The 23,074-nt window shown below is 64.1% G+C and carries 19 protein-coding genes; 15 read left to right on the plus strand and 4 right to left on the minus strand.

Annotation, left to right across the window (positions count from 1 at the left end; genetic code table 11):
- Window positions 1–22: 22 nt before the first annotated feature.
- On the minus strand, window positions 23–742 hold the full coding sequence (locus V7Q53_RS02480) for a GntR family transcriptional regulator (protein ID WP_333826790.1): 720 nt from the start codon (window positions 740–742) through the stop codon (window positions 23–25).
- A gap of 133 nt (window positions 743–875) precedes the next feature.
- Between V7Q53_RS02480 and V7Q53_RS02485 the strand changes: the two genes are divergently transcribed.
- The 13 genes from V7Q53_RS02485 to V7Q53_RS02545 all read left to right on the plus strand — a co-directional run bounded on the left by V7Q53_RS02485 (window position 876) and on the right by V7Q53_RS02545 (window position 17,387).
- Window positions 876–1,901: a TRAP transporter substrate-binding protein gene (locus V7Q53_RS02485; protein ID WP_333826791.1), complete on the plus strand. Its 1,026-nt coding sequence runs from the start codon at window positions 876–878 to the stop codon at window positions 1,899–1,901.
- A 9-nt stretch (window positions 1,902–1,910) separates the two neighbouring features.
- Window positions 1,911–3,785 carry a TRAP transporter large permease gene (locus V7Q53_RS02490; protein WP_333826792.1) on the plus strand — a complete coding sequence of 625 codons (1,875 nt, stop codon included), beginning with the start codon at window positions 1,911–1,913 and terminating at the stop codon, window positions 3,783–3,785.
- Between the two features lie 46 nt (window positions 3,786–3,831).
- Window positions 3,832–4,857: a Gfo/Idh/MocA family protein gene (locus V7Q53_RS02495; RefSeq protein ID WP_333826793.1), complete on the plus strand. Its 1,026-nt coding sequence runs from the start codon at window positions 3,832–3,834 to the stop codon at window positions 4,855–4,857.
- Window positions 4,857–5,873 (plus strand): Gfo/Idh/MocA family protein, encoded by a 1,017-nt coding sequence (locus tag V7Q53_RS02500; RefSeq protein ID WP_333826794.1) that lies wholly within the window; start codon window positions 4,857–4,859, stop codon window positions 5,871–5,873. The genes V7Q53_RS02495 and V7Q53_RS02500 overlap by 1 nt, the downstream gene beginning before the upstream one ends.
- Complete coding sequence (uxuA, locus tag V7Q53_RS02505) at window positions 5,870–7,081, plus strand: mannonate dehydratase (RefSeq protein WP_333826795.1); 1,212 nt, start codon at window positions 5,870–5,872, stop codon at window positions 7,079–7,081. Before V7Q53_RS02500 ends, uxuA begins: the two co-directional genes overlap by 4 nt.
- The gene (uxaC, locus tag V7Q53_RS02510; protein WP_333826796.1) at window positions 7,078–8,493 is read left to right on the plus strand and encodes a glucuronate isomerase; all 1,416 of its coding nucleotides are present in this window, start codon (window positions 7,078–7,080) and stop codon (window positions 8,491–8,493) included. Before uxuA ends, uxaC begins: the two co-directional genes overlap by 4 nt.
- The gene (locus V7Q53_RS02515) at window positions 8,490–9,905 is read left to right on the plus strand and encodes a mannitol dehydrogenase family protein (RefSeq protein ID WP_333826797.1); all 1,416 of its coding nucleotides are present in this window, start codon (window positions 8,490–8,492) and stop codon (window positions 9,903–9,905) included. The genes uxaC and V7Q53_RS02515 overlap by 4 nt, the downstream gene beginning before the upstream one ends.
- Window positions 9,906–10,269: 364 nt before the next feature.
- Window positions 10,270–10,983 carry a GntR family transcriptional regulator gene (locus V7Q53_RS02520; RefSeq protein ID WP_333826798.1) on the plus strand — a complete coding sequence of 238 codons (714 nt, stop codon included), beginning with the start codon at window positions 10,270–10,272 and terminating at the stop codon, window positions 10,981–10,983.
- A gap of 57 nt (window positions 10,984–11,040) precedes the next feature.
- A complete protein-coding gene (locus V7Q53_RS02525) occupies window positions 11,041–12,219 on the plus strand; it encodes an FAD-dependent oxidoreductase (RefSeq protein ID WP_333826799.1) in 1,179 nt (392 codons plus the stop codon).
- 59 nt (window positions 12,220–12,278) lie between these two features.
- Window positions 12,279–13,322, plus strand: a complete 1,044-nt coding sequence (dctP, locus tag V7Q53_RS02530) for a TRAP transporter substrate-binding protein DctP (RefSeq protein WP_333826800.1) — start codon at window positions 12,279–12,281, stop codon at window positions 13,320–13,322.
- Window positions 13,323–13,513: 191 nt separating this feature from the next.
- Complete coding sequence (locus V7Q53_RS02535) at window positions 13,514–15,373, plus strand: TRAP transporter large permease (RefSeq protein ID WP_333826801.1); 1,860 nt, start codon at window positions 13,514–13,516, stop codon at window positions 15,371–15,373.
- Between the two features lie 2 nt (window positions 15,374–15,375).
- On the plus strand, window positions 15,376–16,461 hold the full coding sequence (locus V7Q53_RS02540; RefSeq protein WP_333826838.1) for an alpha/beta hydrolase: 1,086 nt from the start codon (window positions 15,376–15,378) through the stop codon (window positions 16,459–16,461).
- On the plus strand, window positions 16,458–17,387 hold the full coding sequence (locus tag V7Q53_RS02545) for an alpha/beta fold hydrolase (protein WP_333826802.1): 930 nt from the start codon (window positions 16,458–16,460) through the stop codon (window positions 17,385–17,387). The genes V7Q53_RS02540 and V7Q53_RS02545 overlap by 4 nt, the downstream gene beginning before the upstream one ends.
- Before the next feature lie 27 nt (window positions 17,388–17,414).
- Here V7Q53_RS02545 and V7Q53_RS02550 read toward each other — a convergent pair whose 3' ends face one another.
- Window positions 17,415–19,061, minus strand: a complete 1,647-nt coding sequence (locus V7Q53_RS02550; protein ID WP_333826803.1) for a DUF6044 family protein — start codon at window positions 19,059–19,061, stop codon at window positions 17,415–17,417.
- A gap of 85 nt (window positions 19,062–19,146) precedes the next feature.
- Here V7Q53_RS02550 and V7Q53_RS02555 point away from each other — a divergent pair, with 85 nt between their 5' ends.
- Both V7Q53_RS02555 and asnB read left to right on the plus strand, forming a co-directional pair.
- Window positions 19,147–19,542, plus strand: a complete 396-nt coding sequence (locus tag V7Q53_RS02555) for a GtrA family protein (RefSeq protein WP_333826804.1) — start codon at window positions 19,147–19,149, stop codon at window positions 19,540–19,542.
- 2 nt (window positions 19,543–19,544) lie between these two features.
- A complete protein-coding gene (asnB, locus tag V7Q53_RS02560; protein ID WP_333826805.1) occupies window positions 19,545–21,410 on the plus strand; it encodes an asparagine synthase (glutamine-hydrolyzing) in 1,866 nt (621 codons plus the stop codon).
- On the opposite strand, the gene V7Q53_RS02565 is transcribed toward asnB, so the two are convergent.
- Both V7Q53_RS02565 and V7Q53_RS02570 read right to left on the minus strand, forming a co-directional pair.
- Window positions 21,374–22,330 (minus strand): glycosyltransferase family 2 protein, encoded by a 957-nt coding sequence (locus V7Q53_RS02565; RefSeq protein ID WP_333826806.1) that lies wholly within the window; start codon window positions 22,328–22,330, stop codon window positions 21,374–21,376. The genes asnB and V7Q53_RS02565 overlap by 37 nt on opposite strands.
- Window positions 22,327–23,064, minus strand: coding sequence for a class I SAM-dependent methyltransferase (locus V7Q53_RS02570; RefSeq protein ID WP_333826807.1), 738 nt, complete (start codon window positions 23,062–23,064; stop codon window positions 22,327–22,329). The genes V7Q53_RS02565 and V7Q53_RS02570 overlap by 4 nt, the downstream gene beginning before the upstream one ends.
- Window positions 23,065–23,074 lie beyond the last annotated feature (10 nt).

Genomic DNA, 23,074 nt, shown 5'->3' on the forward strand with positions numbered 1-23,074 from the left:
ACCGGAATGCCCTGCCGGAACGTCAACCGGCGGGAACCAGCCTTTGCGTGTGCTCGGGCAGTTCGGTGTCTGAGAAGAATTCGGGATGCGCGGGCGCAATCCGCGACAGTGCCAGCAGAATCTCGCGCAGATGGCGGCTCATGCTCTGCGCGGCCCCTTCGCCGTCACCCGCTTCCAACCGTTCGACGATTTCCGCATGCTGGGCGATCAGCAGCTCTAACGGTGACGCATCCGGCAGCGACAACAGGCGCACGCGGTCGGTCTGGATGCGCGCCGCCTCGACGATGCGCCAGGCAAAGTCATTGCCCACGATCCTTGCGATGGTGCGGTGAAACTCTTCATCCCAAAGGTTGAAGGTTGCGAAATCGCCGGTGGCCGCCGCAGCGCGCTGGCGCCCGACAAGGGTGCGCAACGCCGTGATATGGTCCGGCGTTGCCAGTTGCGCCGCGTTGCGTGCCATCTCTGCCTCAAGCGCCTCGCGCACGAACCGCGCATTTGCCACCTCGCGCACAGAGATTTTCGTCACATAGGTGCCCCGGCTTGGCCTGATCTCTATCAGCCCGGCCTCGGACAACTTGATGAACGCCTCGCGCACCGGCTGACGGGATACGCCATACCGCGCCGCAATGTCCTTTTCCGAAAGCGCAGAACCCGGCACCAGCCGCATCTGCGCAATGCTGTCGCGCAGAATGGCGACAAGCTGCGGCGCAATGGCGTCTGTCATGCTGAGGGTGCTTTCCATCCCTCTCACATGTCTGCGCGATTCTGCCTTGTCAACTCGTGATGATCATGCAACATACTGGTATGGCAGTTATGCGGAAGCGGGAGGCTTGCGCTGCATGCCAACAAGGATTGCACCGGGGGAGGCTCACTTCATGACGTCGAACATTCACAAGATCAGCCGGCGGTTTCTATTGGCCAGCGGCGCTGTGACGCTGGCGATGCCAGCCATTTCCACGCGCGGGTTTGCCCAGCAAACCTATGTTTGCAAGATCGCCCATACCGAGGGTGTCGGCACACCCATCACCAACGCATTCGAGGATTGGGCCACAATCCTGAACGAGCGGTCCGAGGGCCGGATTGACGCCCAGCATTTCCCTGCCGCACAGCTTGGCGGACTGGCAGAAGCGCTGGAGGGCAGCCGCATCGGCACCATTCAGGTGACCACCGCAGGCCCGGATTCCGAGGAAGCCATCGCGCCCGAAATCGCGGCCCTTGGCGGTGCGCCCGGGTTCATTTACAAGAATGAGGCGCATGTCGACGCTGTTTTGCAGGGCGAACTTGGGCGCCGCGCATCCGACATTGCGCGCGAAAAGACCGGGGTGGAATTCGTCGCCTATGGTGAAACAGGCTTTCGCCACATCCTCTCCAAACGGCCGGTCCATTCGCTGGCGGATCTGTCGGGCCTCAAGATCAGGGTGCCGCAACTGCGCATCTGGGTGGACTTCTGGGAACTGCTGGGCGCCGCACCTACGCCGCTGCCCTACAGCGAGCAGTATTCGGCACTGTCCACCGGCATCATCGACGCCATCGATTCGGATGTATTCTCGATCGAGGGTTTCAAGTTCTTTGAGCAGGCCACCCATCTGACACTGACCGGCCACTGGTTCCTGCCGAAAGCCGTACGCGTGAACGCCGCATGGCTGGACAGCCTGCCGGACGACCTTCAGGCACTGGTGCGCGACTCCGCCGTCGAGGTGTTTGCCGAACAGCGCCGGGTCAACCGTGCGCTTGCCGGTGACACCCTTGAAGGGCTGCGCGCGCATGGGGTCGAGGTTTTCACCCTGCCTGCGGATGAACTGGAAGCCATGGAAGCGGCCACCACGCCGCTGTTTGACGAGTTTGGCTCAAAAAGCCCCGAAACAGCGGAAATGATCGCTGCAATCCGGGCGCTGGGGTAATCTGTCCTCATGACTGCAACCACCCCCTCAGACGCCGCTCAGGCGGCGTCTGCGCTGTCTCCGGCGCTGGTGATCCGTAAATGGGTCGACCGTCTGCTGGAAATCGCCTGCATAAGCCTGATGCTGATTGCGGTGTCGGTCGCCTGCCTGCAAGTGGTCATGCGCTACATCTTCCGCTCGGGGCTGCCCTGGCCCGAAGAGGTGGCAACCTGGGTCTTTGCCTGGGCGGTTTTTCTGGGAATGGCCGTGGCAACAGGGCGCGAGGCGCATATTTCCATCGACGTGGTGCTGCGGCAGCTGTCACCGCTTGCGCGTGAGCGGCTGGAATTTCTGATCCGGGCGATCATGGCGGCGGCAAGCATCATGCTGGTGGTGCACGGGCTTGAATATGTTCAGCGCTCCATCGCCGCCTCGCCAGCGCTGCAACTGCCGATGAAACTATTCTTTCTGGCTGTCCCGGTGGGCGGGGCGATGAACCTGTTCTTTCTGTTCTGGCCCTCTGCCAGACGTGGATTCCTGCAAGGAATTGGCGTGGTGGTGCTGGGCATCCTGATCTATCTGTCAATCCGCCACGGTGCCGTGCTGGTCTATGGGCAGGCCGGTGTGCCCATCGTGCTGGTGCTGGTTGGTCTGGCCTCCATCGTTATCGGGGTTCCGGTGGCTTTTGCGCTGTCCTTCGGGGCTTTTGCGGCCTTTGCGGCGGGCAATCCGGTCCTGCTTCTGACCATCTCTCAGAACATGGGTGCGTCGCTCAATTCCTTTACCCTGCTCGCCATTCCCTTCTTCATCCTTGCGGCGGGGGTGATGAATGCGGGCGGGATCACGCCCCGGCTGGTTGATCTGGCAATGCAGCTTGTGGGCCATCTGCGCGGCGGGCTGGGGCAGGCCAATGTGGTGACCAACACCTTGCTGGCCGGTGTTTCAGGCTCATCGACGGCCGATGCCTCAACGGTTGCCAAGCTTCTGGTTCCCGAAATGGCGGCGCGCGGTTACAGCCGCCCGTTTGCCGCGGCCCTGACGGCAGCGGCGTCCACGCTGGCCAACCTCATTCCGCCCAGCCTTGGCCTGATCATCTATGCCACACTGGCCTCTGTCTCAGTGGGCGCGTTGTTTGTCGCCACCATCGTTCCCGGCCTTCTGGTCGCGGCGACCCTTATGGTGATGGTCTATGTGATCTCACGCAGCCGGGGGTATGGCGGCGATATTCCCAAAGCATCCGGAAAACAGCGGATCAAGGCCGCAACACTGGCCATTCCCGCGCTGATACTGCCGGTGATCATCGTCGGTGGCGTGCGCTTCGGCGTGTTCACCGCGACCGAGGCCGGGGCGATTGCCTTTCTCTATGCCCTGTTCTGCGGCGCGTTCCTCTATCGCAAACTGACCGTCGGCAACCTTTCTGACGCCATCCGCGACGCGGTGTTTGATACCGTGGTCATCGTCATCATCATTGCCGCCGCCGCCCCCTTCGCCTGGGTGCTGGCATTCGAGCGGGTACCACAGCAGATCGCCGCCAGCCTTGCGGTTCTGCTGGAAAGGCCCTGGCTGCTGATGCTGGCAATCAACGCCTTCCTGCTGTTTGTCGGCCTGTTCATGGAGATGATCGCCTCGCTGGTCATCCTTGTGCCCATCCTTGTGCCGCTGATCATACTCGCCGGGTTCGACCCCATCACATTCGGCATTGTCATCGTGCTGAACCTTGTCATCGGTGCGCTGACACCGCCGCTGGGGGTGCTGGTCTTTACCACTGCCCGCGCAGGCGGCACCAATGCGACCGAAACATTCCGCGCAATCATTCCCTTTGTCGTGTCGATGATCGCGGTGCTGCTGCTGGTCACCTTCGTTCCCGCCCTGACCCTGCTGCCGGTTACCTATCTGGGCCCCTGATTCAACCTGCTGCCTGCCGCCGCCGACCAAGAAAAGGACCGGAAACTTGCGCAAAACCCGCATCGCCATCGTTGGCCTTGGAATGGCCGTGACACCCCACGCCAAAGGGCTGATGGACCTGTCCGACCGCATCGAGGTTACCCATGCTTTCGCCCCTTCGCCCGCCCGTCGTGCCGACTTTTCGGCACGCTTCCCGTTCCCGATGGCAGATTCCCTTGAGAGCATTCTGAACGATCCCGGCGTTGACGCCGTCGCCGTCTTTACCCCGGCCAATACCCACTGCGATATCGGCCTGGCCTGTGCGCGGGCGGGCAAGCATGTGCTGATGGAAAAGCCGCTCGACATTACCACGGCACGGGCAGTTGAGCTGGTACAGGGCTGCCGCGCTGCGGGCGTGACATTGGGCGTGGTGCTGCAACACCGCTTCCGCCCGGCCGGGGTGCGCGCTGGCGAACTTCTCGCATCGGGGGCGCTGGGGCGCATTGTCGGCTGCTCAACCACCATCCGCCTGTGGCGGCCGCAAAGCTACTATGATGAAGCGGGCCGCGGCTCGTTCAGGCGCGATGGCGGCGGCGTGCTGATCTCGCAGGGCATCCATACGCTTGACCTGATGCTCAGCCTCGCCGGGCCGGTTACCGATGTGACCGGCTTTGCCACCACCACCGCCGTGCACCAGATGGAAACCGAAGATATGGTCTGCGCCGGTATACGCTTTGCCAATGGCGCCATTGGCACCATCGACGCGACCACCGCCGCCTTTCCCGGCTTTCATGAGGAAATCATGATCACCGGCGAGAACGGAACGCTGGCGCTACGCGGGGGTGAACTGCTGGCGCAGTTCCATGACGGGCGCGTGGAGCGGGTGGAAAACGACATAGCCTCAGGTGGCACGGGGGCAGACCCCATGGCCTTCCCGCATGACTATCATCGCGCCGTCATGGCCGATTTCGCCGATGCCATCCGCGAGCGCCGCGCGCCAAAGGTGACCGGCGAAGACGCGCTCAGGGTCCATCGGCTGATTGATGCGTTGATCGAGACCGGGCGCTCCGGCGCTCCGGCACGGGTGCGGTAATGACCCTGCGTTTCGCCGCCATCGGGCTTGATCACCGGCACATCTATCACATGGTCGCGGAACTGATCGCCGCCGGGGCCCACTGCGCGGGGTATTGCCCCCTGACCAGCGACCCGCGTGTTCTGGAAGGCTTCAGGGAGCGGTTCCCCACACTGCCGCCCCTGCCCCGCGATACGCTTTTTGATGATCCCGGCATACAGATCATTGTCAGCGCCGCCATCCCCGCCGATCGTCCGGCCATTGCGATCCGGGCGATGCAGGCGGGCAAGGATGTGATGGTCGACAAACCCGGCGCCGTCAGCCTTGATCAGGTTGCGGCACTGGAACAGGCCGCCGCTGAGACCGGCCGCATCTTCTCTATCTGCTTTTCCGAGCGCTTTGTGGTGCGCGCCTGTGAAACCGCGGCCCGGCTGGTGGCCGACGGCGCCATCGGCCGCGTGATCCAGACCACGGGTCTGGGGCCGCACCGCCTGAACCGCGCGATCCGCCCCGAATGGTTCTTCCGCCCGGAAACCTTTGGCGGCATTCTCACCGACCTTGCCTCGCACCAGATTGACCAGTTCCTGTTCTTCACCCGCAGCGCCACCGCCGACATCACCGCAGCCCATACCGCCAACCGCGCCCTGCCCGATGTTCCCGCCTTTCAGGACTATGGCGAGATTCTTCTGCACACTCCCCATGCCAGCGGCTTCATCCGCGTTGACTGGTTCACCCCGGATGGTCTGCCCGCCTGGGGCGACGGGCGCCTGTTCCTTCTGGGTACCGAGGGCACGATCGAGTTGCGCAAATATGTCGATATCGCCGGAAGGCCCGGTGCCGACCATCTGTTTCTGACCAACAACAACGGCACAGAGCATATCGACTGCAGCGCCGAACCGCTGACCTATTTCCCGCGCTTTCTGGCCGATGTGCGCCACCGCACCGACACAGCCACCCCCCATGGCCATGCCTTGACCGTCACCAGACTGGCGATCAAGGCCCAGGCGATGGCAAATGCCGCAGGAGGCCGGGAATGAGGCATACATGGCGTTGGTTCGGCCCCAAAGATCCGGTCCGTACTGAAGATATCGTGCAGGCCGGGGCGGTCGGCGTGGTCACGGCGCTGCACCATGTGCCCAACGGCATCGTCTGGACAAAGGACGAGATTGCGCAACGGCAGGCCGAGGTGGCGCGGCGCTCCGATGGCACGCCCTCAGGGCTGACATGGGATGTGGTCGAAAGCCTGCCGGTCTCGGAGGATATCAAGAAGCAGAAGGGTGACTGGCGCGCTCATATCGCGGCTTACAAAACCTCGCTGCGCAATCTTGCAGCGGCGGGCATCAAGGTGATCTGCTACAATTTCATGCCGGTTCTGGACTGGACCCGCACCGACCTGCGCTTTCGCCTGCCCACCGGCGCCACCTGCATGCGCTTCGATATCCATGATTTCGCGGCTTTCGACATTCATCTGCTGAAGCGCTCAGGCGCCGCCGCCGATTACCCGCCCGACGTGGCCGCCGAGGCTGGCCGCCGCGCTGCCCTCATGGATGATGCCACCCGCCGTCAGCTGGCCGACAGCATCACCATGGGCCTGCCCGGCTCTACCGAGGCGATGGACCTTGCCCGCGTCCGTGCGCATCTGGCGGAATACGGCGCCATCTCATCCGCGCAGCTGCGCCGCAACTTCATCGACTTTCTGACCGAGGTGGTGCCGGTTGCTGAACAACTGGGCCTGCGGTTGTGTTGCCACCCTGACGACCCGCCCTTTCCGCTTATGGGTCTGCCGCGTGTCATGTCCGATACTGAGGATTACGCCGCCATACTGGGCGGCGTCGACAGCCCAGCCAACGGCATGACCCTGTGCTCCGGCTCGCTCGGGGCGCGGCCTGACAACGACCTGCCCGCCATGATGGACACCTTCGGCCCAAAGGTGCATTTTCTGCACCTGCGCAACGTCAGGCGCGACGGGAGCATGATTGCCGGATCGTTCCATGAAGCCGAGCATCTTGAAGGCGACACCGATATGGTTGCCCTGATCGCGGCGGTGCTGCGTGAAGAAGCCCGGCGCGGGGTTGAGGGCCGCGAAGACGCCAGCATCCCCATGCGCCCGGACCATGGGCAGGAAATCGTCGATGACCTGCGGCGCGGCGGTCAGCCCGGCTACCCGCTTGTCGGGCGGCTGCGCGGTCTGGCAGAGTTGCGCGGCGTGGAACGGGCATTGCGCCAGACAGGGGCTTTCAGATGACCATCGGTGACGGCATCCTCCACCCTGACCGCCTGTTGCCTGCTGAACCCGGCACCCGGTCCATTGCGCGCGACCTTTACAGCGCCGTGCGTGATCTGCCCATCATCAGCCCGCATGGCCACACCGATCCGGCGTGGTTCGCCAGCGATGCGGCGTTCTCGGATGCCGCCTCGTTGCTGATCGTGCCGGATCATTATCTGCTGCGCATGCTGCATGCGCAGGGCATTTCCTATGACGCCCTCGGCGTGCCCCGCCGTGATGGGGCGGAAGTGGCCGCGCCCCGCGCGGTCTGGCGTTCATTCGCGCAGCAGTATCCTCTGTTCACCGGCACCCCCTCGGCCCTCTGGATTGATCATGCGCTGTCGGCGGTGCTGGGCTGCGAAGAGCGGCTGACCCCGGACAATGCCGACGCCCTGTTCGATCAGATCAATGCCGCGCTCGCCCGCCCTGATTTCCGGCCCCGCGCCCTGCTTGACCGCTTCAGGGTCGAGGTCATCGCAACCACCGAAGGCGCGCTTGACCCTCTCACCCATCATGCCGCGCTGGCGCATGATGGCTGGGGCAGCCGCGTGCGCACCACCTATCGCCCCGATGCGGTTACTGACCCCGACGCCCCTGATTTCCGCACTGACATGGCGCGGCTGGCCGCCCTCACCGATTGCGACACCGCCCGATGGGACGGCATGATCGAGGCCCACCGCCGCCGCCGCGCCCATTTCCGCGCCCACGGCGCAACCGCAACCGACCACGGCCACCCCTCCGCCATGACCGCCGACCTGCCCGCCACCGAATGCCAGCGCCTGCTGACCGGCGCGCTGGCGGGCACTCTGACCCCGGCCGAAGCTGAATGCTTCCGGGCACAGATGCTGACGGAAATGGCCGGGCTTTCCGCCGAAGATGGCATGGTCATGCAGATTCATGCCGGTTCGCGCCGCAATACCGATGCCGCCATGTTCTCTGCCCGGGGGGCCAATATGGGCGCCGATATCCCCCGGCGGACAGACTGGGTGGGCGGGCTGGATGCGCTGCTGAACCGGCACGGCCACGCCCCCCGGCTGCGCGTGATCGCGTTCACCCTGGACGAGACCACCTATGCCCGTGAGCTGGCACCCATGGCGGGCTATTGGCCTGCCTTGATGATCGGCCCGCCCTGGTGGTTCCACGACAGCCCCGCCGGAATGCGCCGCTATCTGGATCAGGTGGTTGAAACCGCAGGCTTCGCCAATCTCGCCGGGTTCAACGACGACACCCGCGCGCTGTTGTCCATTCCGGCGCGCCATGATGTCTGGCGGCGCGCGGTGGCCGGTTTCCTTGCCCGCATGGTCGCCGCTCACCAGCTGGGCCGCACCAGCGCCGAGACAATCGCCACCGACCTCAGCTATCACGCGGCAAAAAGGGCCTATCGCCTGTGACCCTCCTTACCCGGCTTGATGACCTGCCCGCCACCGTTCTGCGCCCGCGCTATGACCGCGCCGCCTTGCGCGCGGGCATCCTGCATCTGGGGCCCGGTGCCTTTTTGCGGGCCCATCTGGCGGCCTATACCGATACCGCGCTTGAACACGGTGGCGCATGGGGGATTGAAACGGCAGGGCTGCGCAACAGCGAGACTGCGGATATCCTGAATGCCCAGAACGGCCTTTACACCCTTCTGGTGCGCGACACCGGCAACACGCAGGCGCGCGTCATCGGCGCTGTGCTGCGCGGCGTGGCGCCCGGCGATATCCTGTTGCGCATGGCAGACCCGGCCATTCGTATCGTCAGCCTGACCATCACCGAAAAGGCCTATGGCCTGAACGCGGCGACCGGCGGGCTTGATGCCGCACACCCCGCCATTGCCGCCGATCTGGCTGCGCCGCACGCACCCCAAAGCGCCGTGGGCCTTGTCAGCGCGGCCCTTGGGTTGCGGCGCGCGGCAGGCCGTGCCCCGTTCACCCCGTTGTCGTGCGACAACCTGCCTGCCAACGGCGCGGTGCTCAGGCGTCTGGTGCTGGAATACACCGCCCGGCATGACCCCGGTCTTGCCGCATGGATTGGCGACAATGTGCCCTTCCCGTCAACCATGGTGGACCGCATCACCCCCGCCAGCACTGACGCCACCTATACCGATGCCGCGCGCCTGACCGGCCATGAAGACCGCGCCGCCGTCGAAACCGAGCCGTTCACGCAATGGGTAATCGAAGACCGCTTCGCCAGCGGCCGCCCGGCATGGGAGAGGGCTGGCGCGCTTCTCGTCGCCGATGTCACGCCGTTTGAGAAAATGAAACTGCGGATGCTCAATGGCACCCATTCGCTTATGGCCTGGCTGGGCTTCATGGCCGGGCATGAATACATCCGCGATGCCATCGCTGACCCGGTGATCGCTCAGGCCGCCCGGGCGCATCTGAGGGTGGCGGCCAGCACACTTGGCCCCGTCCCCGGTGTGAACCCTGAGCACTATGCGCAAGACCTGCTGGATCGCTTCGCAAACCGTGCCATTGCCCACCGCACCGCGCAGATCGCCATGGACGGCACCCAGAAACTGCCGCCACGGGTGTTTGAGCCCGCGACCGAGCTGCTGGCCCGGGGGGCGGATGCAGACAGCTACGCCCTGATCACCGCCGCATGGATGCATTATGCAGGCGGCATCTGCGCCCGGGACGGGCGCCACCCGTTGCAGGACCCGCGCGAAGCCGAAATCCGCGCGGCCCTCGCGGCAGCGCCCCCTCAGCCCGCCGGCATTGCGGCTGCGCTCTTTGCCCTTCCGGGGCTGTTCCCCGCCGCGCTGCTGAACAATGAGAAGTGGCGCGGCGCGGTGACGACGCATCTTGCAAAACTGATGGCCTGAGAACCGCCCCAGTTGTCGGCGGAGGCCGGTTTCCCGTGCCTGTCAGCTATCCGGACGCGTGAAATATCCGCGCAGGAAGCCATGCACGGCGGTATGATCGGCGTCACGAGGCAAGGCTGCCTCGGCGGCGGACCCCAGACCATCAAGCGCCCGCAGAGGCGGCATTCACGGACCGGTCAACGTAAGAATCGCCCGGCACTTCACGTTGGCCGGTAGGGCCCTGAGCAAACTTCGAACTGGGGATTTGCGGTGCAAATTCATGTTTGCTTCTTGCCACTATATCCGCTTTTGTCATACCGTAATACCGCATTGGAATACAACCAACCTTGAACGACCTTCTTTGCACCACCCTTTTGAGTCCAGCATGATGACCTCGGCCACCCCGGAGACAAGAGCGATGACATTCCTAGTAGACAAGATTCCCGCACCCTTGCGTCAACAGGCAACAGAGAGCATCCGCAACTCAATTGCATTGGGCCATTTCAAACCCGGCCAGCGCCTGCTTGAACGCGAACTGTGCGAGATGACGGGCGTCAGCCGGACACTGGTCCGCGAATCATTGCGCCAGCTTGAGGCCGAAGGGCTGATCGCTGTCAGCGCGAATCGCGGCCCCGTGGTGGTGACGCTTAGCCGGAAGCAGGCCGCAGACATTTACGCGGTCCGCGCCCTTCTGGAAGCCTTAGTTGCTGAAACTGTTGCAAGAAATGCCCCGCAGAGCAAAATCGACAGCCTCGTTCAGGCGTTTGAAGAGCTTCGCCGGGAGATCAGCGACCCCGCGCCACTGAACCGTCTGATGGCCAAGAACCGGTTCTATGACTGCATGATCGACTGCGCCGATAACGACGCGCTTGGCACATCGCTGCGCATGCTCAATGCCCGGGTGACGCTGCTGCGATCGGCCTCGTTGCAGCGCCCCGGGCGCACGGCACACAGCCTCAACGAGCTTGAACTTCTGGTCGCGGCGATCCGCCGGCGCGACCCGGAAGCGGCCCACGCAGCCGCCATTCTGCACGTCCGCAGCGCCGCCGCCGCAGCGCTTGAGCACTTCTCGGAAGCGGAAACGCGCGAAGTCAATTGACAGAGCCCAACGCCCATCCTTATCATACCGTAATACCGTATGCGCAGGGAGGAAACGTTGCAGCATCAACATATTCTTGTCGCGGGGGGTGGGCCCGTCGGCTTTCTGACGGCCCTCGGCCTTGCGCAACGTGGCATACGCGTCACTCTTGTCGAGGCAGAGCCGGGGATTGTAAACTCGCCGCGTGCAATGGTTTACCACTGGTCGGTGCTTGAAGGGCTGGACAAGCTGGGCCTGCTGGACGATGCCAAGCAACGCGGCTTCACCAAGCAGGATTATTGCCACACCGTATTCCGCACGGGTGAGCGTATCTACTGGTCGCTTGACCCGCTGACCGATGAAACCGACTATCCCTTCAACCTGCATCTGGGCCAGAACGACCTGGCCGAGATCGCGCGCCAGCATCTGGCACGGCTTCCGAATGCCGAGGTGCGCTTCGGCACCCGGATCAGCGGCGTGACGCAGGATGCCGATGGCGTCACAGCCACACTGGAAAGCGCCGACGGCACCGAAGAATTGCGCGCTGACTGGCTGATCGGCTGCGACGGCGCGGGCAGCGCGGTGCGCGAAAAAATCCTCAAGCTGAACTTTTTCGGCATTACATGGCCTGAACGCTTCATCGCCACGAACCTGCGCTTTGACCTTGAAGCCCACGGCTATGCGCGCGCCAATTTCATGATGGACGATGTCTATGGCGCGATCATCGCCAAGATCGACCAGACAGATCTGTGGCGCGTGACGTTCATGGAAGATGTGAACCTGCCGCTGGAGAGCGTGCGCGAGCGGATTCACCATTTCTATGATGCCTATGTGCCGGGGATCGAGGATTATGAACTGGTGCAGTTTTCGCCCTACCGCATGCACCAGCGCTGCGTGGACACAATGCGCGTGGGCCGCGTCGTTCTGGCCGGGGATGCCGCGCATATCACCAACCCCACCGGCGGGCTGGGGCTGACGTCAGGCCTGTTCGATTCATTCTTTCTGGTCGAGGTCATGAATGCGATCGTCAATGACGGCGCATCAACCGATCTGCTTGATCGCTACTCCGATGAACGCCGCCGCGCCTTTATCGAACTCGCCTCGCCGCAGGCCACGCGCAACAAGCAGCGCATCTTTCATGCCCATGAGGGCACCTGGTTTGACCGCGAGCTTGCCGAAATCCGCAAACTGGCCACCGACCGCGACGCCGTCCTTGGCCAGGTCCGGTTTACACGCGCCCTTCAGTCCAGTCTCTGAGGGCACCCGACCGACCGTGGAGGAGCGGTCGGATATCAATCATGAGGAGGAGAAACATCATGAAGGCACTGACATTGCCCTGCACGGCAGGCGCGCTGCGCCTCGCTGTTCTGGGCGCAATCCCCGCAGCCTTGCTTGCACTGAGCCCCTTGCCCGCCGAGGCGCAGACCCATCTGCGCTTTGCCACCGGGCAGGCCCCTGACAGCGTTATTCAGCAGCGCGCCTATGGTGCCTGGGCCGATTCCGTGAACGAGGCCAGCAACGGCCTGCTCGACATCACCTCGTACCCGCCGCCCTTTGCCGTCGCCACCAATATCTGGGACCGGGTAACTGCCGGGGTCGCGGATATGGGCATCGCCTCGCTGGGCACATCGGGCCTTGATATCTCGGCGGCCTATCTTCCCTCGCTTCCCGGTCTGGGCGGCGATTCCGAGGCGGCCTCGGCTGCTATGTGGCGGCTTTATGAGCGTGGCCTGCTGGATGAAGGGCTGGATGAGGTCAAGGTGCTTGGCTTTCAGGTTGTGATGCCACTGTCACTCTACAGCAAGACCCCGATCACCAGCATGGCGGATCTGGAAGGCCTGCGCGTCCGGGTGACGGACCACACCACCTCGTCGGCGCTGACGCAACTGGGCGCCTCACCCAGCGCGATCCCGTTCAACGAGGCTTATCAGGCGATCAGCCGCGGGGTGGTCGATGCCGCTCTGGGCAATGGCAACACCATGGTTGTGTTCCGCTTCCGCGAGCTGCTGAGCCATCAGGTGGCGGATATGTCCTTCGGGGCGACACCCTTCGCCATCATCATGAACCATGACGCCTACAACGCACTCGGCGATGAAGAACGCGAAGCGCTCGATTCGCTCAGCGGCGAACATCTTTCGCGCTTTCTGGGCTCGGTCCAGAACGACATGCGCACCGAGTTCGACGAAGATCTGGTGGGATCGGGCGATCTGACAGTGAACACGCTGTCCGAAGAAGAGATGGCGCGCTGGACAGAGGCGCTGGCGCCGGTCATCGACGCATGGGTAAGCGCCACCCCGGACGGCCAGATGCTGCTCGACGAATACATCGCTGCCTATGAAGACGTCGTGGCAGGAAACTGACCCCTGACAGTGGAAGCGGCGGCGTGCTGATGCGCGCCGCCGCTTCCGGCCGTTTGATCAGCGCTCTCTCCGTCGACGAGGAACCCTTTCCCATGTTGCAGCCCCAGACAGGTTCGCCCACGCCAAGCCCTGCACCGCCGGCTCTGCCTCCGTCCCGCGGGCGGGCGCTGATCGCTGCGGCAGACCGCCGGATGGATGGGCTGGCCCGTGTCGTGGCCACAGCCGGTGCATTGGCCATGCTGGGCGTCGCCCTGATCACCACGTTCGATGTGACCGTGATGCGCTGGCTGCTGAACGCGCCGATCCCCGGATCGAACGAGATCTTTCAGACCGTCTTCCCCACCGCCATCGCCGCCGTCCTTGCTGCCGGGCTCACGCAGCGTGCCACGCTTGAAATCGACCTGATGAGCACGGTGTTCAGCGAACGCGCTGTCGCATGGCTGCGCGCGATCGGTGCGACGATTTTTCTGGCAGTCATCATCCTGATTGCCTGGGCAGTCTGGCAGCAGGCGCTTACAGCGCTGAACCGCGGCTCCAGCACCACGATCATGCGCTGGCCGCTCTGGCCGTGGTATTTTGCCATCAGCGCCCTCTTTACCTTGTGCGTTCCGGCCCAGCTGCTGGTTGCCCTGCGCGCCAGCGCCGATCTGAGCGCGCGCTGGTATGTTGCGACCGGGGTGATCTTTGGCGCCGTGGCCTTGCTTACCTGGGGTGTCGTTGTCCAGTTCCAGATGATGCAGATGGTTTTTCTGAGCAACATGCTCATGGTTGCCGTGGCGCTGGTGGTGCTTTTGTGGGTGCTGATCCTGCTGTATGTGCCCCTCGCCGCCGCCCTGACCGCCTGTGCCAGCATGGGTATTCTGGGGCTGTTCGGGCTGGGCCAGACGGTGAATATCGCCGGGGCCGAAACCAAGGGGCTGCTGACCAATCTGGATCTGGCGGTGCTGCCGTTCTTTCTGATGATGGGGGGCTTTGCCGTCCAAAGCGGCATCTCACGCGATATCTACGCCTTCGCGCAGGCACTGTGCCGCCCGTTCCGCGGCGGGCTGGCGCTGTCCACCATCGGTGGTTCGGCCGGTTTTGGTGCCTTGACCGGCTCTTCAGTGGCAACGGTCGCCACCATCGGCTCGGTCGCCTATCCTGAGATGGCGCAGCGCGGTTATTCCCCGCGCCTTTCAGCCGGGTCGATTGCGGCGGGTGGCACGCTGGGCCAGTTGCTGCCGCCCTCAACCGCTGCGGTCATCTATGCCATTCTTGTCGAACAATCGATCGGGGCGATCTACATTGCGCTGATCATTCCGGCGGTGCTGACCATCATTTTCTACCTTGCCGCCATCGCGCTGACAGTCACCCTGTCGCCCAGTGCCGCGCCGCGTGGCGAGCCGTGGGATGTACGCGAGATCGGACGGACCGCGCTGGATTCATTGCCCGCGCTCATCATGTTCGCGCTGGTATTCGGCGGCATCTTCTTTGGCTTCTTCACCGCGACCGAGGCTGCGGGGGTGGGTGCCGTGGTGGCATTCGCCATCATGTGCCTGCGCGGCCGTCTGCGCGGCGGCGGCTTCTGGAAGGTCATGGCCGAAACCACGCGGTCAACCTCGATGATCTATTTCCTGATCATCGGCGCGCTGATCACCACCTTCTTCTTTTCGGCAACCGGCCTCAGCGCCGCCGCGACGGGGCTGGTAACCGGGTTGAACCTGCCGGGATGGGCCGTGGTGGCGCTGTTGTGCTTCATCTACATCCTGCTGGGGTTTGTGCTGGACAGCATCGCCGTTCTGATGATCACAGCCAGCCTGACCGCGGGGATTGTCGGTGTCTATGGTTATGATCCGGTCTGGTGGGGCATCATCATGATCGTCGTGGTTGAAATCGGTGTCATCACGCCGCCGTTCGGCCTGAACCTGTTCATGCTGAAAAGCGTCGCACCTGAGCTGAAACTCCGGGATGTCTATGCCGGTGTCGCGCCGTTCGTTCTGGCCGATATCCTGAAACTGGCGTTGCTGATCGCCTTTCCCGCCATCATCCTCTGGCTGCCGGGGTTCCTGTGACAATGCCGACGTTGCCGCACCCGCTTTCGCCACAAGCCTTGCGTCAGGCGGCCTCGGCGCCCTGGCCGGAACTGGCGGCCTGCCGGGGCTGCTTTGTCGGCGGGCAGCAGAGGCAGCGCCCGGATGGCGGCACAATCGAGGCCGGGCAGGCCTATGTGCTGTGCATGATCCCCAAGGTTCAGCGCCACGCCCTGCCCGTCCTCATGGTACATGGCGGCGGCGGGCAGGGAACGGATTTCCTGTTCACCCCGGACGGCCGTCCCGGCTGGGCCGCGCGTTTTCTGCAGGCGGGCTTTGCTGTCTATGTGATGGACCGCCCCGGCCACGGCCGCGCGCCCTGGCATCCTGAGGCGCTTGGCGCGATGACACCGCTGCCCAGCTACGAAGACATCGCCCCGCGCTTTACCGCCGCCCGGTCGCTGGGCACATGGCCTGGGGCCGCGCTGCACAGCCAGTGGCCCGATGATGGCCTGCCCGCGACGTCGGAAAGCCTGCGCCAGTTCATGGCGGGCAGCGGCCCGATGCACACCGATCTGCACACGATGCAGGCACTGGCGCGCGATGCCGGGGCCGCGCTTCTGGATCAGGTGGGCCCGTCGATCCTGCTGACCCATTCGCAGGGCGGCCCCTGTGGCTGGCTGATGGCCGATGCGCGCCCCGCGCTGGTGCGCGGCATCATCGCGGTAGAGCCGCTGTCGCCGCCCTTCCTGTCGCATCCGCTTGGCAGGCTGGACTGGGGCCTGACCGCCGCCCCGCTGACCTATGACCCGCCCGTGACCCACCCCGCAGCGCTGGCGGATGGCCAACCCCGCCGCCTGCCCGGGCTTGGCGGCTTTCCGGTTGCCGTGGTCGCGGCCGAGGCTTCATGGATGGCGGGCAGCCTGCCACTGGTGGCGGAGCACCTGAAAGCCCATGGCGTCAGCACCGATTATCTGCGCCTGTCGGATCATGGCCTGCACGGCAATGGCCATCTGATGATGGCCGAGCGCAACAGCGACCAGATCGCCGATCTGCTGATCTCGTGGATCGCGGAAAGAATAACTGAAAAGTTACCCGCAAAGAGCCCGTCAGAGGAGCCGGAACAATGACCAACCCCTTGATAGCCCTGCGGGATCTGTTCGCCACTGAATATCCTGAATCATCCTTCACCCGCGAAGGCAGGCGCTGGGGGCTGGTGGATACCGGCCCCGTCGCCACCCACCAACCGACCGGCAAAGTACCTGCCCTGCTGCTTCTCCCCGGCACACTGGGCCGCGCCGATGTCTTTTTCCAGCAGATCAAAGCCCTTGCGCCCGAAATCCGGGTTCTGGCGGTCAGCTATCCGGATCACGGCAAACTGAGCGCCTGGATCGACGATCTGACCGCGCTGCTTGATGCACATGATCTGGAAAGCGTCGCGGTTCTGGGCACCTCACTGGGGGGGTATATCGCGCAGACGCTGGCCTTCACCCGGCCGGCAAAGGTCTGCCACCTGTTTGCCGCCAATACCCTGCCTTCCGCGGCTGAGCTTCTCCATCGCCGCCCCTTCAGCCTTGATCTGTGGAACGCCCCTGTCGGTGATCTGCGCGCCGGTTTTGGCGATACGCTGGTGGCGTGGCGCGCATCGCATCCTGATCAGGCCGATCTGATTGACCTGCTGATGGCCGAGCTGAATGGCCGCATTCCGGAAGCCGAACTGCGCGCCCGCATGGACGCTCTCAAAGGCGCCGGAGAGCTGCCTGCCTGCCCCTTGCCGCCGGATGCTGTCACGCTGATCGATGCGCAGGATGATCCGCTTATCCCGGTGGAATGGCGGCACCGTCTGCGTGGCCAACTTGATGCAGGGGCCGGGTTCCGGTTTCACACCGGCGGGCATTTCCCCTATCTGGTGCACCCCGCGCTCTACACCGCTGCCATTCGCTTTCGGCTGGGCCTCACCCCGCTGGATCCGGGCTGGATGCCAGCGGATGGTACCGGCCCCGGTCGCCAGACCGAGGACAAGGCGGTTTATGTGAACAGCGAAAGCCCCCGCTGACAGGCCGCAGCAAGGGCCTGCCGCAGCTCAGTCGGCGGTAATCCGGTAAAGCCGCAACCCGCCCGCACAGGCCGGGGTGACATCAGCCAGCGCCGGGTCCGCCAGCGCCTGCCCGGCGATGACGAAACGTGCACCAAGGCGCAGGGCAGCACGGAAATCCGGCGGAACAGCGGTGGCACGGTCGCCAAAGGCATAAACCCGGCTGCCCCAGTCGTCATAATACGCCCGCAACGTGCTGTCGGCGTCCAGTTTGTCGGCGATCACAGGGCGGAACTGCTCTTTGTAGGTCAACGGATAGAGGTTGTGATACCCGTCAACGGCGTTGATCCCGTTCGCGGGGGCGATCATCGGGTCCACGCCAAGCGACAACACCCGGGCGTCACCAATGACCGTGGCAAGGCAAGCATAGTCATCGGCGCGGTAGTGACCGGCCACGGTGGCAGCGCGGTACAGAGCGGCCCGGCTGAGGTCAATCCCGCCAAGGGCGCGCGGGCCGAACAGCTCAGCCCAGTCGCGTGACACCCTGACCTCAGCCAGCACATCGCGGGCCGTTGCGGGCAACAAAGGTTTGAGCGCTGCCGGGGAAAGCCCCGCCCCGGCCAGCACAAACAGCCCCAGCGCGGCACCCAACGGCCAGCGCAGCCAGTGCAGACCACGGCTCAGCAGCACCGCCGCCAGACACAGACAGGCCAGCGGCGCAAACAGGCCGATGCGATCGAACTGCACACTGCCCAGCGGCCCGATCATCGCCCGGTCATAGGCGGGCAGGAACGCAGCCAGCGCAGCCCCTGCCACGATCAGCGCGAGCAGCGGCATGACGCGGGCACGCGATACCAGCAGCCCCGCCCCGATGACGAAACCAGCGTAAACCGCCGGCACGATGGTGGCATGGTACTGATCGCCCATCACCAGAATATCGCTCAGCGTTGCTGCTGCGAAATCCGCCAGCATCCCGTCGTCCACCGGGGCGGGCCAGGCGCTTCGGTGGTTGGGCGGCCCTGCGATCAGGTTCCACAACACCCCGACCGACCCGAGCGCGGCGCCCACCCACAACGCGCCATGAACCGCCACAAACCGCCATCGGCGCAGCGGCAGGCCCAGCACCAGCAGGCATACGAGGGTGCCGACAGGCTGAAACAGGCTGTGCAGCGCAAGTGCCGAGTTCAGCCCGATCAGCGCCACGACAAGCGCACCGCCCCAGCCGAACCGCGCCTGACGCCCTGCGAACCACACCACCCAGGGCGCCGCCGCCAGCCCCACCCCGAACGAGGTGAACGACAGCCCGAACGCCCAGACCAGCGGCACCAGCACCTGCCCTGCCCCGGGCACGCAGTCGGTCAGCAGCCGCCGCATTCCAAAGAATGCGACGGCCAGCGTCGCCGCCTCCGTCAGGGCATAGGCGGGCTGGGGCGGCAGCAGGGCATAGACAGCGCTGATCGGCTGAAAACTGCGGATGAAGAATGTCCAGTCCAGCGTGCCGTTCAGGAAGACATCAAACGCCGCCCGGTCCCCGGCCAGAAAACGCCCGGCGACGATGCTGTAGACGACATCGGAATCAAGGTTGTCATGCAGCCGGGCATAGACGCCGCCCAGCACCACAAGCGGCAATGCGTATTTCAGTGCGAGCAGAACCACAAACCACATCCCGCCCCGGGCGGCACCATTGTCGTTCACTGCGTTTTCCCCTTGGGCCGCGCGCGGTTGGGATGTATCCCACTTCAGCTGGCTCCATGACTAGGGTGTAATCCGGATCGACACAATGAGCAGAAATTCCACCATCCTGTTGCGCCAGCTCGTCAGGTTTGCGGCTGTGGGCGTGGTCAACACGGTGGTCGGTGTGGGGGTGATCATGGCGGCCTATCGCGGCCTCGGCTGGGGGCCGCTGTCCAGCAACGCGGCCGGATATGGCGCGGGCTTCGTGCTGAGCTATGTGATGCACCGCTATGTCACATTTCAAAGCAGCGTTCCCACAGCCCGGTCTTTGCCACGCTACGGGATGGTGCTGGGGCTGGGGTATGGGTGCAACCTTGCCGTTCTTTATGCGCTGCTGGCGCTTGGCCTGCCGTTTTTCTGGGCGCAGCTTTGTGCGCTTGTGACATTCAGCACGGTCGTGTTCTTCGGCTCACGCGCTTTTGCCTTTGAAGGGGCCGCCTGACCATGTGTGGTATTACCGGCGTGATCGGAACGCCCTGCCCCGCTGAAACCCTGCGCGCCATGATCGCCGCCATCGCGCATCGCGGCCCCGATGGTGTGGGCGAGGATTTCGACCGCGATCAGAACGTCGCTCTTGGCCATGCCCGCCTTGCCGTTATCGACATCGCCACCGGCGCGCAGCCGATGTGGGACAGCGCGCATGAGATCGGTGTGGTTTTCAACGGCGAGATCTATAACCACGCCGACCTGCGCAAGACGCTTGAGGCGCGCGGCCACCGCTTTACCAGCGATCATTCGGACACCGAGGTGCTGATTCACGGCTGGCGCGAATGGGGAGCTGACCTGCCGGGGCAGTTGAACGGCATGTTTGCCTTTGCCCTCCATGACCGCCGCGCCCATCGCGTCTTTCTGGCGCGGGACCGCTTTGGGGAAAAGCCGCTGTATCTGGCCGATGTCGCAGGAGGGCTTGCCTTTGGCAGCGAAATCGCCGCCCTGCTGGCCCATCCCGGCGTGAATGATGCGCCCTGCGAAACCGGCATCGCCAAATATCTGGCCTATGGTTTCATTCCCGCGCCCTTCACCCACCTTGCCGGTGTGCGCAAACTGCCTGCGGGCCATTGGCTGAGCATTGATCTGGGCACCGGCAAACGGCAGCAGGCATGCTGGCATGACTTCACGCTTGCCCCGGTGCACGGGCGGCGCGAGGGCGATCTGGTGGATGAGCTTGACCATCTGCTGGTGCAGGCGACCCGTCGGCGGCTGGTGGCGGATGTGCCGCTGGGGGTGTTCCTGTCCGGCGGGCTTGACTCGTCGCTGGTTTTGTCCTGCCTCAAACGTGCGGGGGGCGGAGGGGAGGAAAGCTTCACCATCGGCTTCAACGAGCCCAGCTTTGATGAAAGCGGTTTTGCCCGCCGCGTTGCCGCGCATCTGGGTGTGCCCAACAAGGTGCAGGTCTTCGGTATCGACGATGCGGCGCCCCTGATCGAGCCTGTCCTGCGCGCCCTTTCCGAGCCGCTGGCCGATGCATCGGTTCTTCCGACCTGGCAATTGTCGCGTTTTGTTCGCAATCATGTCACGGTCGCACTGTCGGGTGATGGCGGCGACGAGCTATTCGCCGGATACGCGCCGTTCCGCGCCCTGCCGCTGTCGCGCGCGTTGGAGCGTTTGCCGCTGGCGATCATCGCGGGCATGGCCGGGCTGACCGGATGGCTGCCTTCGTCTGGGCGCTACATGAGCCTTGATTTCAAGGCTCAGAGGTTCCTTCTGGGGCAGATGCAGCCCATGGCCTGCCGCACTCCGGCATGGATGGCGCCGCTGCAACCGGCCGGGATTTCGCGCCTCATGGGGCGGGAATGGCCTGCAGAGGCGCTGTATTCTGAAGCCATTGCCGCCTGGAACGCGCGGCCTGATCTTTCCGATGGCGAAAGGATGGCCGACTACTTCACCCGGTTCTACCTGCCCGATGACATCCTGATGAAAACCGACCGGGCGGCGATGGCCCACGGCCTCGAAACGCGGGCGGTCTTTCTTGACAATGACCTGTCAGCGTTCGCCGCCAGCCTGCCGATGGAATGGAAAATCCGCGGCGGGGTGCAGAAATACCTTCTGAAAAAGGTAGGTGAGCGCCACCTGCCCCATGACATCGTTCACCGGTCAAAAAAGGGCTTCGGGATTCCCGTCGCGCGCTGGCTGCGCAACACGCCCCCCCAACCGCCCGCCGCGCCTGTTGGCACGATCAATACCGCAGGCGCGCTGGAATACTGGGCACAACACCGCAGCGGAAAGGCAGATCACCGGCTGTTCCTGTTTGCATGGCTGTCGCTGCAATACGTTCAGGCGCGCGGCGGAACCACCCGCGCGATGACATAGGATTTGCGGTCCTGGCTTTCGAAATAGGTGCGCACCAGAACTTCGGCCAGAAGACCCATCAACAGGCCCATGACCCCGGCAAGGAATGTCAGCCCCACCAGCACCGGCAGCGGCGTGAGGATCATTGACACCCCCCAGCCCAGTTTCAGCACCAGCATCCAGACAAAGCAGACCGCGCTGATCAGCAGCGAGCACAGCCCGAAGCCGCCGAACACATACATCGGCCGCGCAAAGAAGCGTGACAGAAAGCTGACGACCATCAGGTCAAGGATCACCTTGAAGATGCGTTCAAGGCCATATTTCGACTGGCCGAACTGGCGGGCATGGTGCGTGACCGGGATTTCCGTAACCCGTGCGCCGATCTGGGCGGCATAGATCGGAATGAAACGGTGCATTTCGCCGTAAAGCCGCGCGCCGGCCAGGGCCTCGCGCCGATAGGCCTTAAGGGTGCAGCCGTAATCGTGCAGATGCACCCCGGTCACCTGGGAAATCAGCCGGTTCGCGACGCGACTGACCAGGTTGCGCCGGATCGCGGCATCCTTGCGCGCTTTGCGCCAGCCGCTCACGACGTCAAACCCTTCATCAAGGGTTTTGAGCAGCGCGCCGATATCTGCCGGGTCGTTCTGAAGATCGCTGTCCAGGGTGACAATCACCTCTCCGCGCGCGTGATCGATCCCGGCCATCAGTGCTGCGGTCTGGCCAAAATTGCGCCTGAAGGACACCACCGTCAGCTCGGGGATGCGCGCGGCGTGCTCTTCCAGGATGGCCTGACTGCCGTCGCTGCTGCCATCGTTCACGGCAATGATCTCGAACGGTTTTTCAAGCGCCTGCAGGCAGGGCAGCAATCTGGCAAAGAAGGGCGCAAGACTGTCGCGCTCATTGAAGACCGGCGTAACGACCGTAAGATAGGGGGCGCTCATGTGCGAATCTTTCGGGCGCGGACAAGCGCCGACACGCCGAAAGGCGGGCGAAGCCAGGGCGCGGTTGTAATATCCAGCCGGAAGATTCCCGACAGGATGGCATTGATGAAGGGCGTATTGATCTGATTTTCCGAAGCGATGTCAGGCTTGATCAGCTCCAGCATGCGCCGCGCCCCCCAGATGGCCGGGAAGAGCAGAAAATTGAAATGAAACTTCCGGTCGATCCTCAGCCCTGAGGCGGTGATCCGGTCACAAAGCCCGCCCATCCGATAGCGCCGCTTGTGATGGGCAACCCTGTCCTGCAGGCCCCAGAGGCTTGGAAAGCAGGGCACGGTGACAATGGCCGCGCCACCCGGGCGCAAGACGCGCGCCACTTCGGCAAGGGCGGCAGCATCGTCATCCACATGCTCGATCACATCGGTTACCAGCACCATATCGAAACTGTCATCCGGCCAGGGCAGCGCGCAGATGTCGCCAAGGCGCACCCGGCCCAGCCCCTTGGCCGCAACATAGTCGATTGCGATCTGGCTCGAATCAAGCGCGCTGACGCGCTGGTGGCCCAGTTCGCGCAACAGCCGCAGGTTGGTGCCGGTGCTGGTGCCCACATCAAGGATTTCGGCGCCCGGGGGCAGCCCAAGACGCGCGATTTCAGACGCCAGAAGGCGGCGACGGCCGCGAAACCACCAATGATCCTGTTCGATCGCGGCTTCGACGGCAAAAGTTTCTGCGTCCAAGATATGGGTT

The organism is Pararhodobacter sp. (assembly GCF_036802785.1).
In the GTDB taxonomy this organism is placed as follows: Bacteria; Pseudomonadota; Alphaproteobacteria; order Rhodobacterales; family Rhodobacteraceae; genus Pararhodobacter.